At 53.1% G+C, this 14,035-nt stretch carries 6 protein-coding genes and 3 pseudogenes; 8 read left to right on the top strand and 1 reads right to left on the bottom strand.

From position 1 onward, the window contains the following. Positions 1-7 precede the first annotated feature (7 nt). From brxC to AC1W8Y_RS09045, 7 genes and pseudogenes are all read left to right on the top strand, one after another. The gene (brxC, locus tag AC1W8Y_RS09075) at positions 8-3,559 is read left to right on the top strand and encodes a BREX system P-loop protein BrxC (RefSeq protein WP_482014158.1); all 3,552 of its coding nucleotides are present in this window, start codon (positions 8-10) and stop codon (positions 3,557-3,559) included. Positions 3,560-3,567: 8 nt separating this feature from the next. Then, complete coding sequence (locus AC1W8Y_RS09070) at positions 3,568-4,710, top strand: AAA family ATPase (protein ID WP_482014157.1); 1,143 nt, start codon at positions 3,568-3,570, stop codon at positions 4,708-4,710. After that, positions 4,707-5,246, top strand: a complete 540-nt coding sequence (locus AC1W8Y_RS09065) for a hypothetical protein (protein ID WP_482014156.1) — start codon at positions 4,707-4,709, stop codon at positions 5,244-5,246. The genes AC1W8Y_RS09070 and AC1W8Y_RS09065 overlap by 4 nt, the downstream gene beginning before the upstream one ends. Before the next feature lie 5 nt (positions 5,247-5,251). Continuing rightward, entirely contained in the window at positions 5,252-8,800 is a 3,549-nt protein-coding gene (gene pglX, locus AC1W8Y_RS09060; RefSeq protein ID WP_482014155.1) for a BREX-1 system adenine-specific DNA-methyltransferase PglX, read from the top strand. Between the two features lie 5 nt (positions 8,801-8,805). After that, positions 8,806-11,313, top strand: a complete 2,508-nt coding sequence (gene pglZ / locus AC1W8Y_RS09055) for a BREX-1 system phosphatase PglZ type A (protein ID WP_482014154.1) — start codon at positions 8,806-8,808, stop codon at positions 11,311-11,313. A gap of 22 nt (positions 11,314-11,335) precedes the next feature. Further along, positions 11,336-13,429, top strand: coding sequence for a BREX system Lon protease-like protein BrxL (gene brxL, locus AC1W8Y_RS09050; RefSeq protein ID WP_482014153.1), 2,094 nt, complete (start codon positions 11,336-11,338; stop codon positions 13,427-13,429). 100 nt (positions 13,430-13,529) lie between these two features. Further along, a pseudogene (locus AC1W8Y_RS09045) lies at positions 13,530-13,694 on the top strand (DUF262 domain-containing protein); the annotation flags it as partial. A 92-nt stretch (positions 13,695-13,786) separates the two neighbouring features. Here the strand turns inward: AC1W8Y_RS09045 and AC1W8Y_RS09040 are convergent. Then, positions 13,787-13,882 (bottom strand): annotated as a pseudogene (locus tag AC1W8Y_RS09040) (glycoside hydrolase family protein); the annotation flags it as partial. 4 nt (positions 13,883-13,886) lie between these two features. Between AC1W8Y_RS09040 and AC1W8Y_RS09035 the strand changes: the two are divergent. Next, positions 13,887-14,035, top strand: a pseudogene (locus AC1W8Y_RS09035) (integrase core domain-containing protein); the annotation flags it as partial.

Here is a 14,035-nt window from a genome sequence, read left to right as displayed (position 1 = left end):
GAAGACTTTGGAACTCAATCGTATATTTCTGAATCCCGTCAGTCGCCCCATCGAAGGCGTCATCAAAGCTGACGATGAGTCCAGTCTGCACAACGAGCTCAGTGAATATGTACTAACGGACGAAGTGGCCAAGCGCCTCGAGCATTTCCTCGATGCCTACAACGATTATCACGGGGCCAATGGTGTATGGGTGTCAGGTTTCTTTGGCTCCGGCAAATCCCACCTGCTCAAAATGCTCGCCCTGCTGTTGGAAAACCGTCAGGTCAACGGAGATAACGCGCTAGATATCTTTCTTCCAAAAATACAGAAAGAGGATGAGTTACTCCGCGCGGCACTCAAAAAAGCCGTCGCCATTCCATCTAAAAGTATCTTGTTCAATATCGACCAGAAGGCCGACATCATTAGCAAAACGCAAATAGATGCGCTGCTGTCGGTTTTTGTAAAAGTCTTCAACGAGATGTGCGGCTATTTTGGCAAGCAGGGCTACATTGCCCAGTTCGAGCGCGACCTCGATGGGCGTGATCAGTTACAGCACTTCAAGGACGCTTATCAACGCCACGCCAATAAGTCTTGGGAGCGGGGGCGTGAGCAGGCGCTTTTGGAGGCGGGGAATATTGCCAAAGCCTATGCCGAGATCACAGGTGAAGATCCTGCTTTGTCCAAAGGCATTCTCGACAAGTACCGCAATCAGTACAGCGTCTCGATTGAAGACTTCGGCAATCAGGTCAAAGCTTGGCTTGACAATAAACCAGCCAACTTCCGGCTCAACTTTTTTGTGGATGAGGTCGGCCAATACATTGCCGAAAACACCAAGCTCATGACCAACCTGCAGACGGTGGCTGAGAGCTTGGCCACCAAATGTCAGGGGCGCGCGTGGATCATCGTCACAGCACAGGAGGACATGAACTCTGTGTTAGGTGACTTGAGCAAGCAGCAAAGCAACGACTTCACCAAGATTCAGGCTCGCTTTGCCAACCGTCTTAAGCTTACCAGCGCCGATGTGGCTGAGGTGATCCAGAAGCGACTGCTTACCAAAAACGAAATTGGCGCAGAGCTTTTAAAGACAACCTACGCCCAACAGGTCAACAACTTCAAAACCCTGTTTGACTTTGCTGACGGCGGGCAGGCTTACCAAAACTTCCGCGATGAAGATCACTTCATTTATGCCTACCCCTTTGTACCGTATCAGTTCCCGCTGTTTCAATCGGCCATTCGTGGCATCTCTGTCCACAACGGATTTGAAGGCAAGGCCAGCTCTGTCGGTGAACGCTCCATGCTTGGCGTTTTCCGCGAAGTAGCCATTGCCATCGATAACGAACCAGTTGGGCAATTAGCCACGTTCGACCGCATGTTCGAAGGCATTCGTGGGGCACTAAAAAGTGGCATACAGAGTGCGATCAACACGGCAGAGCGAAACCTGGGTGATCCCTATGCAATCCGCGTTCTCAAGGCGCTTTTTCTGGTCAAGTACGTTAAAGAATTCAAGGCCACACTGCGCAATCTGAGTGTCCTGATGTTGGAACGCTTTGGCGAAGACGTTCCTGCCCAGCGTAAAAAGCTGGAAGCGGCGCTGAATCTGTTGGAGCAACAAACCTACATTCAGCGTAATGGCGACCTTTACGAATACCTGACCGATGAGGAAAAGGACGTAGAAGAAGAGATTAAGAATACCGATGTCGAAACGGCCGACGTAATCAAGGAACTGGAAACGCTGCTTTTTGACGGTGTGATCAAACAGCGCAAGATTCGGCACAGCAACGGCCAGGACTATGCGTACACCCGCAAAATGGATGACCGGGCACTGAGCCGGGAGTACGAGCTTGCGATTCACATCATTACTCCTCTGTCCGACAACTTTGACAACATTACTCTGCAGCGTATGCAAAGCATGGGCCGGGACGAGTTGCGTGTGGTGCTTCCTGCCGACGCACGCTTCATGCAAGACCTGACCATGCACAAGCGCACGGAGAAATATATCCGTCAGAACAGCAACACGCAGCAAGAGGCAGTCAAACGAATTCTGGACGCCAAGGGATTCCAGAACACGGAACGTCTAAGCGACCTGCAAGTGCGCGCGAAAGCGCTGCTTGGCAAGGCTGCACTGATCATCAACGCAGCAGATGTTGATGTCAGTAGCGAGGATGGTCAGACACGGGTGCTCAAAGGTTTCGATCATCTGATCCAGACCACTTACCCGAATCTACGTATGTTGCGCGATCTGCCGTTCTATGAAGCCGATGTGGGCAAGCATCTGCGTATGGTCGAAGACGGTTTGCTGGCCAACGACGCCACCAGTCTGACTGAGGCGGAGCAAGAACTGCTCGCCTTCATTCAGAGCAATGCGCGAAGCGGCGTGCGTACCACGGTCAAGAGCTTGATCGAGCGCTTCGAGCGCAAGAACTACGGTTGGTACTACGCGGCCATTTTGTGCAACCTGGCCCTACTCAGTGCGCGTGGCAAGGTCGAGATCCGTCAAGACAGCAATACCTTGGAGGCAGAGGCTCTGGAGCGTAGCCTTCGCAACACCAACGCTCACGCCACACTGGTCCTGGAGCCACAGGTAGAGTTCACGGCCTCACAGGTACGCACACTCAAAGAATTCTTTGCCGACTTCTTCGACAAGCCTGCCGCTAGTAACGAGGCTCGGGCATTGGCTCGCGAGACGATCGATGCCATCAAGGATCTGGAAATTGAGCTGGTCGAGCTAAACGCTCAACAAGCCCTGTACCCATTCTTGAATGTATTGGATGCCGTTCTGGTCACTTTGAAAGAAGTATCCGAGAAGAACGTCAACTGGTTCCTGACCGATCTTGCCCGAGCGGAAGATGCACTGCTGGACACCAAGGAAAAACTGATTGACCCGCTGCGCCGCTTCATGAAAAGCCCGCAAAAGGCTATTTTTGATCAAGCTCGCCAACTCGTTGCTGAACAAGAGGACAACTTCGCCTACGTCCCCGCAACGGAAGTTGAGATTGTTCAGACCCTGCTGGTCGACAAAAGCCCATGGCAAGGCAACCGACTGCAACAAGCCAAACCACAACTGGATGCGTTGCAGCAGAGTATCGCCAATCAACTAGCCAGCGAAAAGGCAACCGCAGCCAACCGACTGGATGAGCTTGGATTGCGTCTTCAAGCCACCGAAGAATACGCCACCCTAAATCCAGACGACCAAGCCAGACTTTCAAAGCCTTTTACCGAAGCGGGGCAAGCGCTGCAAGGTCAGAAACGGATCGCCATGATCCGCGATCAGTTACGTCACTTTGAGGATGAACGCTATCCACAGTTGTTGTTGCAACTTGAAGGCTTGGCCAAGCCAAAACCCGTTGCGCCGCCCTCGAAAATTCCCAACGACACCACTCCGCCAGTGGAAGGTGGCAAGCCACAGGCAACTGCCCCCACGTCTGTCGTTGCGGAGCCTCGCTTGGTGCCAGCGCGCACCATCAAGGTCGGGTATCCAAAGCCCTGGTTGGCCAACGAGGCTGAGTTGGACGAGTACCTCAAACAACAGCGTGAAGCCTGGCTGAAGGAAATTCAGGCAGGTAACCGCGTGCAGGTATAGAGGCCCCGATGTTAGAAAAACTCGAACTCAAGAATTTTGCCAAGTTCGCTGAACTGCCGATTCAGTTCTCGCCGCGCATCAACATCGTTATTGGTGAAAACGGGACCGGCAAGACACAGTTGCTTAAGGCCGCCTACGCGGCCAATGCGGCGTTAAGCGATGAGCTGCAAGGTGCTGATCTGGCTAAGCGGCTCTGCAGAATCTACCGACCGACTGGCGACAGCCTGGGCAAACTGGTACGGCATGGCACGCCGGTGGGGGCGCACGCTGAAATCGAGGCGCACTTTGCTGGTGGCCAACGCTTGCAAGCCAGATTCACATCCGCGTCAAAAACGGTTGCGTTGCCGGTGGTCGTCGCTCAGCCAGCGCTTGGTGCACCACTGTTTTTCCCAACGAAAGAAGTTCTATCGCTGCTGCGCGGTATCAAAAACAAAGACGCCGACCTGAAAACGATAGAGTCCATCTTCGACAGCACGTATTTGGACCTCTGCGAAAAGTTGATGGTTAAAAAGCCCATCAAAGCAGAGGAGATGATCGAAAGTGATCCACGTTTCGGCGCAGTGTACGAAAAGCTGGTGAATGCGTTAGAGGGGCGCTTCAGCCTCACTGACCTTGGTGGGTCGGTGCATATGTCCTTTGATCCCGGGCAGTATCAGGTCCAGCGAGACAAGGAGCAGCACGATCTTAATACTCGCATGCAGGCAAAGTTCGTCGCCAACAAGGGCGAAAGTGTGTCTGCCAATATGGCTGCAGAGGGAATCCGTAAACTCGGCATCCTGCAGTTGCTGCTGCAGAACCATCAGCTTGACCCTGGTCGAACAGGAGCTCTGTTTTGGGATGAGCCCGAAACCAATATGAATCCCAAGCTGATGAAGTTGTTGGTTGAAATTCTGCTGGAGCTGTCACGCAACGGTCAGCAAATTATCTTGGCAACGCACGATTATGTTCTGCTCAAGTGGTTTGATCTGCTGATGGATAAAGGCAAAGAAGATCATGTGCGCTTCCACGCGCTCTATCGTGATACCGAGGGCCGCGTTCTAGTGGATAGCGTGGATGATTACCGTGCAATCACCCCTAATGCCATTGCCGACATATTCAACGAACTCACCAAAGAACAGGTGAATAAGAAAATGGGGGGGTTGGGGAAATGAGTGCCGCGCTGAACACGAAACTCAGGGAGCGAGACATCGAGATCGACTTTACCAATGCGGTTGATACATTGGTTTTCGATCAAATGAAGTCCAGCCAACCCAACTATCACGGCATTGGCCAAATGCATCGAGTGGATTTTATCGTCGAGCTTGACGAGGCCATTCTGTTCGTTGAAGTGAAAGATCCGGGCAACCCCAACGCACAGGAAAAGGGTCTTCAAAAGTTTCGAGACGAACTGAACGATGGAAGACTCAGTTCGACTTTTGCCTCGAAATTTATAGATAGCTTTTTCTACCGCTGGGCTGAAGACAGGCTGTCAAAAGAAATTCACTACCTCAGCTTGGTCACCCTTGAGGGCGAGGTTTTGCCGAATTTTTCGGATGAAATCGCCAAAAAACTGTCCCCAACGGATAAGTACTCACCACGCTGGAAAAGACATCCAGTGAAAAACTGCCAAGTCTTCAACATTGAAACTTGGAACGAAAATTTCCCCAAGTGGCCGGTGACGCGAATTGCCGCTGCCGCAGGAGCATAAGAACAATGGAAACAACCAAACTTCGCCGCTTCGCTCAATACGCCCGCCGCACACTGATGGAGCTGGTTGAGGCGCGCCTGCAACTGGTTTTGCAACCGAGCAGTGCTGCACGGCGTGAAAATGCCGAGGCCATCAAGAAACTCGAGGAGGCAATCAAGGAGCGTGGCGAGGCACAGGTTATTGAGCGTGTTGCCTACACTTGGTTCAACCGCTTTTGTGCACTGCGCTTTATGGATGTGAACCGCTATACCCGCATCGGCGTGGTGTCCCCCGCCGAGGGGCAGTTCCAGCCAGAGATCTTGGCCGAGGCCAAGATGGGGCACATCGACGACGAGATGCTGCCGGAAAGCGCTTCATCAAAAACGCGCCAGCAAATTTTTGCGCTGCTCGAGGGCAAATCGCCCAGTCATGACCCACAAGGTGAGGCCTATCGCCTGCTGGTGGTCGCGGCCTGCAACGCCTTTCACCGCGCCATGCCATTTCTGTTTGAACGAATCGACGATTACACCGAGTTGCTGATGCCCGACGACCTGCTCTCGGGCAACTCCATCCTCGCTTACACTCGCGAAGCGATGACGCCGGATGCATGCGAAGATGTCGAGGTGATCGGCTGGCTCTACCAGTTCTATATCTCCGAGAAAAAAGATGCGGTTTTCGAGGGGCTGAAAAAAAACCAGAAAATCACGCCTGAAAACATCCCCGCTGCCACCCAGCTTTTTACCCCGCACTGGATCGTGCGCTACCTGGTGGAAAACTCCCTTGGTCGCCTGTGGATGCTCAATCGACCCAGTTCCAGGTTGGCCGAGAAGATGGGCTACTACATCAAGCCAGAGCAGCCGGAAACCGATTTTCTGAAGATCAGCAGCCCAGAAGAAATCAAGATCTGTGATCCAGCCTGTGGCTCTGGCCACATGCTGACCTATGCCTTCGATTTGCTCTATGCTATCTATGAAGAAGAAGGCATTGATGCTGCTGAAATTCCGGAGAAGATCCTCACCCATAACCTCTACGGCATCGAGATTGACGAACGCGCCGGAGAATTGGCCGCCTTTGCCTTGACCATGAAGGCACGCGCCAAACAGCGTAGGTTCTTTAACAAAGGCATCAGGCCCAACATCTGCGTATTGGAAAACGTGAAGTTTGATGCGGATGAACTAACCGAGTACATGGACTTTATCGGTCGAGACCTGTTCACCGCACCGCTACAAACGACGCTACGCCAGTTTGAAGAGGCCGACAACTTTGGTTCTCTTATCCGACCCGATGTCACCGATGTAGACGGTATGTTAAGGATTCTGGAGTCAAAGAACGTCTCCGGGCAGCTGTTTATCAGCATGACCCATCAGAAGGTGCTGCAAGCCCTGCGGCAGACCGATTACCTGAGTCCCAAATACCATGTGGTGATTGCCAATCCGCCGTATATGGGGGGCAAGGGGATGAATGGGCGTATGGGCGCTTGGATTAAAGAGCAGTATCAAGACAGCAAGTATGACTTGTTTTCTGCCTTCATCGAAAGGGGGCTCGAGTTAATAAAGGATCGATGCTTCAGCGCCATGGTCACCATGGAAAGCTGGATGTTTCTTTCGTCGTTCGAAAGATTACGCACAAAACTTTTGAGCCAGTCAACAATTTGCTCACTTGTTCACATGCCCTATTCAGGCAAGGGGGGGACAAGTATGGGAATCAACTTCGGTACAAGTGCTTTCGTAGCACTGAAAGATCTGAAACCAGATTTTAAGGGGCATTACTGTTGTGTTCGTTACTTCGAAACTGATGATGAAGGTATTCCTTTCGTGTTTCCTCCAAGGAATGAACGCCTTTCGGCTGTTTCATCCAATGAAATGCATCTAATCCCTGGAACACCAATTGCATATTGGGTTTCAGATAAGCTGAGAAATGCGTTTGCCTCAGGTATCCCATTGAAGAAAAAAGGCGACACTCGTCAAGGCATGGCAACAAGCGACAACAACAGGTTCTTACGCGAATGGTTTGAGGTTGATATCGAGAGAGTTTGCTTCAGAGCGAAGACACGTGAGGACGCAAGAGAATCAGGAAAAAAATGGTTTCCATACAATAAGGGTGGAGCATATCGCCGTTGGTACGGAAACTGTGAGCATGTTGTAAATTGGGGAAATGACGGTGAGGAAGTGCTTGGCTATGCTGCTACTCTTTATGGTAGCCCAACAAGAACGATAAAGAGTATTTCGGAGTACTTTAAGCCGTCGATTAGCTGGTCAAAAGTTACGACCGGTGGTTTCTCAATGCGCTATTTCCAAGAGGGTTTCATCTTTGATGTCGCTGGGTGCTCAATTTTTTCAGAAACCAAGCGTGACTTAAAAACACTGTTGGGATTTGCCAATTCTCCGGTAGCAAAATCAATTCTTGCAAGCATCTCCCCAACTTTAAACTTTGAGGCTGGGCAAATAGCTTTGCTTCCAGTCTTCGAAGATTATTTCGATCAAGATCACTACCTTAATCCTGAGAAACTTATTAAGACTGCGCAAGTCGATTGGGACTCTTACGAAAGATCTTGGGACTTCACGAGCTTGCCGCTGCTTAATCCCGACTACCGGAAATTAACCATAGAGTCTGCGTACCAGAATCTCCGCACCCACTGGCACGAGATGACGCTAGAGATGCAGCGGTTAGAAGAGGAAAACAACCGAATTTTCATTGGCGCATACGGCCTGCAGGATGAGCTGAAGCCAGATGTGCCATTGAACGAGATCACGCTTACCTGTAACCCGCACTACCGCTACGGGGGGGACAAGAGCGAGGACGAGCTTGAAGCTCTGATGCTGGCCGACACCATGCGCGAGCTGGTGAGCTATGCCGTGGGCTGCATGTTTGGCCGCTACAGCCTCGACAAGTCGGGATTAGTCCTAGCCAACCAGGGGGAAACCCTCGCGGACTACCTGCGGCAGGTTCCTGAGCCGAGCTTTCCGGCGGACGACGACAACGTAATTCCTATGCTGGACGGCGACTGGTTCACCGACGACATCGCCGAGCGCTTCCGCCAGTTTTTACGTGTGGCTTTTGGCGAGGCGCATTACGAAGAAAACCTGCAGTTTGTCGAAAAGGCGCTGGGCAAGAAAGGCAAGCCGCAACCGATCCGCGACTACTTCCTCAAAGAGTTCTACAGCGATCACGTCAAGCGCTATAAGAAGCGCCCGATCTACTGGCTGTTCTCCAGCCCCAAAGGTACGTTCAACGCGCTGATCTATCTGCATCGCTACCGCCCGGATACGGTGAGTGTGGTACTTAACGGCTACCTGCGCGACTTCCGTAATAAGCTGGCCGCACACCTGAGCTACTTGCAGCAGGTAGGCGTCAGCGCCACGGCCAGCCAGGTCGAGAAGACCCGAGCCAACAAGGAAATCGACACCATCAAGAAGCAGCTGCAGGAGTTGGACGACTACGAGCGCGACGTGCTCTACCCGCTGGCTACAAAGCAAGAGCTCCTGAATCTGGACGACGGGGTGAAAGTCAATTACCTCAAGCTCGGCCCAGCCCTGAAGAAAATCGTCGGGCTGGATGCAAAGGAAGAGGACTGAGCCTGATGAGCAACCCAAAAATCACCCAGGCACTCAGCAATCTGTTCGAAAAGCAGCGCGTAGTTTTTTGGTACGACACGCGCCATGAGTTTCGGGCGGACTTCGCTGCACTGGAATTGCCGGGCATTGAGAAGATCGAGCTGGCTAACAACGAGTTTGGTGTAAAGCACCGCGTATTGCGCGCGAAGCCAGCTCAAAAGTTTCTGCTCTATCGTGACGGACCGGAGCCCGAGCATCTGCATAACTGGCTGCTCGATGTCCAGTTGGCCAGTGGCCATACCTTCCGCACCGATCAAGTGGCGCTGTGGCTGGCTGAATTGGAGCTTGGGCCAGACTGCTACCCGCTGCTTGAAGCCCATGTGGCATTTTTCGAGTCCAGCAAACGGCGCGAAGCCTTGCGCGGGATGCTGGAGAGCGGAGATAGCCAAAATGCCTTGCGCCAAAAGATGCTGGCGGTGTGCGTGGGCACGGAACCTCGGCTGGATGTGATGCTGGAAGCGCTATTGGCCGACGTGGCCGAGGGCGTGGATACGCGCATAAAACTGATCGAGCGCAGCGGTTTGGGTGAGTTCCTGTGGGAACGCATGAAGCGTGCGTACGGCTATGCCTCTGAACAGCCTGGCTTACGCGACTTTGTTATTGAGCTTTTCAAAACCTGCTTCTTTGCCGATGTGGAGCCGGAATACAAGGCGCGTCTTTCTGCCGAGGCGCAAGTGTTCATTCGGCGTTGGAAAGATAGTCGAGCCCATAGCCAGCGCTTTGAAACCTTATCCGACGAGTGCGCGGCGATCTTGCAAATCGATGAGAAATTGCAAGCCATCGATTACCGCACCCTTATGGATCTGGACTATTTCGAGCTGATCGACCAGAAGATCCTCAGTGATTTGGTGCGAGACGTGGTGGCGCGCACGGTGACGGCGCAGGAGGTAGAACAGTGGGTGCGGCAACGTCGGCAGGGGCATTGGTTTGACCGTTTCAAAGACGTTTATCTGGCCATTGAACACGGCGCGCAGTTCATACAGTTGTTGGGCATGACTCAACTGGAGATGAACTCGCTGGAGGATGGAGTCAAGAAATACGCCCAGACCTGGTTCCGGTTGGATCAGCGCTATCGCAAGTTCATCCACCACGCGCGTGAATCCGGCCAGGCCTCTTTATTACAGGACTTGAACCATCTGATCGAGAACCTGTACACGAACAACTTTCTGGTAAGGCTCAACGACCGTTGGCAAACCTTTGTGGATGCAAGCGCGCGCTGGGAAGCAGCACCAGTGGTTTCTCAGGCTCAATTTTTCAACCGTTTTGTGCGGCCCTATCTGGAACGCAAAACCAAGGTTTGTGTGCTGATCTCGGACGCATTCCGTTATGAGATTGGCGAAGAGTTGCAAAGCCTGATCCGGCGTGAAGATCGTTTTGACGCAGAGCTGGAACCAGCTTTGTCTTGCTTGCCTAGTTATACCCAACTGGGCATGGCCGCACTATTGCCGAACCAGACCTTGCAGTTGGTGGATGACGACAGCGGCCAAGCGCTGGTTGACGGCCAAAGCAGCATGGGTTCGGTCAACCGGGCCAAGATTCTGGCTACGTCGGTGCCCGCATCAACCGTGGTGTTGGCCAAGGATGTGCTGGGCATGGGGCGGGATGAATCGCGCGCGTTGATCCGAGACAACGATGTGGTTTATGTCTACCACAACCTGATCGACAAGACCGGCGACACCCGTGATACCGAGGAGCGCGTATTTGGTGCGGCGGAAGAAACGCTGGACGAGTTGTTGCGCCTCGTGAAGAAATTGACCAATGCCAATGCGAGTAATTTGCTCGTTACAGCAGATCACGGATTCATCTACCAAAACCGCGCTTTGGCTGAGAGCGATTTTTTGAGCGCAGAGCCTGAAGGTAGGCAGGTACTCTACATCGACCGCCGTTTTGTGCTGGGCAAGGGACTGCGCGCCAATCCTAGTTTCAAGACCTTTAGCCCTGAGCAACTGTCGCTCTCGGGCACGCTGGAAGTGCAGATACCGAAGTCCATCAATCGTCTGCGTTTGAAGGGCTCTGGCAGTCGGTTTGTGCATGGCGGCGCCACCTTACAAGAGGTGGTGATACCTGTCATCAGCATCAATAAAAAGCGCCAAAGCGATGTGGGCCGGGTGGACGTTGAGTTCATCGGCGGTGGAGGCAAAACCATTACAACCGGACAACTAGCCGTTGTGCTTTACCAGACTGGTCCGGTCACGGAAAAGCAGCAGGCGCGGCGACTGAAGGCTGGCATTTACACCCTGGATGGCGAGCCGATTTCAGATACGCACGACCTGACCTTCGATTTTGCCTCTGACAACCCGCGCGAGCGTGAGTTGCCTGTGCGCTTCATCCTGAGCCGCAAGGCCGACGATTTCAACAACCAGCAGGTGGAGTTGCGGTTGGATGAGCAGGTTGACGGAACCTCGCATTTCTCCAAGTACAAGGCCGTGCGTTACGCCATCCGGCGCTCGTTCTCCAGTGAGTTTGATTTTTGATTGATTGCCCGAGGAACCGCCCATGAGCCAGCTAGATGACAAAATAAACCAGCACTTTGCCGGACTGGTGGTCCGCAAGGATCTGGTCAAAACGGTGAAGGGCAACGCCATCGTCCCCACCTATGTGCTGGAGTACTTGCTGGGCCAATATTGCGCAACCAACGATGAAACCACCATCCAGGCGGGGATCGACACGGTTCGCGAGATTCTGCGCAAGCACTATGTGCATCGCAACGAGGCGGGTCTGGTGCGCTCCACCATCAAGGAAAAGGGCCGACACAAGGTCATCGACCGCATCAGCGTTGCGCTGAACGACAAGTCAGATGCCTATGAGGCCGAGTTTGCTAACTTGGGGATCAAGAAAATCATCATCGACTCCGCCACGGTGAAGGCCCACCCCAAGCTGCTGGTGGGCGGCGTGTGGTGCATCGCTGACCTGGAGTACATGTTCACGGAGGACAAAAACGCGACGCCTTGGGTGCTCGCGTCCATCAAGCCAATTCAGCTGTCGCACTTCGACTTCGACGGTTACCTGGCAGCGCGCAAGCAGTTCAGCACGGAGGAGTGGATTGACCTGCTGATTCAAAGCGTAGGCTTCAACCCTCAGATGTTCGGCAAGCGTAACAAGCTTAGCCAGTTGGTCCGGCTCATCCCCTTTTGTGAGCGCAATTACAACTTGATCGAGCTAGGCCCCAAGGGCACTGGCAAGTCGCACATCTTCTCGGAGTTTTCACCGCACGGCATTTTGATATCGGGCGGTGAGGTGACAGTGCCCAAGCTGTTCGTCCACAACGGTACCGGCAAGCTGGGATTAGTGGGCTATTGGGACGTGGTTGCCTTCGATGAATTCGCTGGCAAGCAGAAGCGTGTGGACAAGGCGCTTGTGGACATCATGAAGAACTACATGGCGAACAAGTCCTTCTCGCGCGGCGTGGAAACGCTTGGTGCCGAGGCCAGCATGGTGTTCGTGGGCAATACCGACCACACGGTGCCATACATGCTCAAGCATTCGGATCTGTTCGACCCCCTGCCTGAAAAGTTTCACGACTCAGCCTTTCTGGACCGAATTCATAGCTACATCCCAGGTTGGGAAGTAGATGTCATTCGGGGCGAGATGTTCTCTGACGGCTACGGCTTTGTGGTGGACTACATAGCCGAAATTCTGCGCTCACTGCGCAGTCACGATTTTTCGGATCGTTACAAAGAAAAATTTCGACTGTCTGACGATATCTCCACACGAGATCGTGACGGCATCAACAAGACCTTTTCGGGGTTGATGAAGATTTTATTTCCTCAGGGTGAGGCAACCGATGCTGAGATCGAGGAGATCCTGCGTGTGGCCATTGAGGGCCGAAAACGGGTCAAGGATCAACTGCTGAGAATTGATACCACCTATCCACCAGTGCGCTTTGTCTACTCGACGCCGGATGGTAGAGAGGTACTCGTCACCACATTGGAAGAGGAGGAATATCCGAACTCCTACCATCGCCGCGTGGCCGCTGAGGGCGCTTCAGACGATGCGATGCCTCCAGCGAGAGAATTGTCTTCATCGGTAACGGATGTCTCTGATTCCAATGTACCCACAACCGTCACAGCCGCCTCACCTGATGCAGCGACCTTACTGAAAGAGACGCACCTCGTCTTCCAGGAAAACCAACGCGGCGTAAGTTTCGACAAATTGTTCGGGCCTTACTTGATGGGAGCCAGCCGAATCACTGTGACTGACCCCTACTTACGGATGTTTCATCAGCAACGCAACATGATGGAATTGCTAGAAACAATCAGCAAACAGGTCGGCCGAGAGAACGAGGTGGCGGTGCATGTCATCACGACTGAAGATGAGTTCAACGGTGAACGCCAAACTGAGAACTTCCAAAAAATGGCGGACTCTTGCCTTGGCATCGGCATTCAGTTCACCTGGGAATACGACACCACCGGCACCAAGCATGACCGCGACATTACGACCGACCACGGCTGGAAGATCGTGCTGAGTCGTGGACTGGATGTGTTCCAGCGTTTTGAGCTCAACGATGCCTTCAATTTCGCGAACCGAATGCAGCAGCATCGACAGTGCAAGGAGTTCAATGTGACTTACGTGAAGGTCAAGCCAGCTTGATGTCCGTACTCCTTCCTGGATGCGTGGATTACTTGAATCGTAGGCGGATGGTTAATGGGATTACTCATGGCCAAAAATACCGCATAGAAAAGGCAGAACAATGAGCACTTTCGACAGCACCAAGCGGCTATTGCCTGAGATCCTGGCTGAAATCGTCAAGGCGAAGATTCAGTTACCGGATTTTCAGCGTGGATGGGTGTGGGATGACCAGCACATTCGCAGTCTGCTGGTGAGCATTGCCAGGTCATTCCCAGTCGGGGCGGTCATGCTGCTGGAGACCGGCGGCGAGGCCAAGTTCCAGGTGCGGCCGGTGGAGGGAATTTCGTTACCGCCAAGCTCTTCCGCGTGCCTCTGCGGTCAGGCGTTGCGAAGCAGCCAAGCGACATCAGCCTCGCGCCGAGTAACGAGTCCCGGCAGCACTTTCCCGCCCCCGTAGACCCACCGGCGCAGCTCTTGCTATCTGCGAAGCGATAATGGCCCGGAGTTTGTGAGTACGGTGTTGCTGGACTGGGCGGCTCGCCATGGGATGACAAACATGTTGATCGAGCCAGGCAAGCCATGGCAGAACGGCACCAACGAAAGTTTTAATGGCAAGTTTAGGGATGA

Source organism: Jezberella sp. (assembly GCF_964834465.1).
Note: the sequence above shows the minus strand (reverse complement) of the source record. Positions and strands in the feature narration are given on the sequence as shown.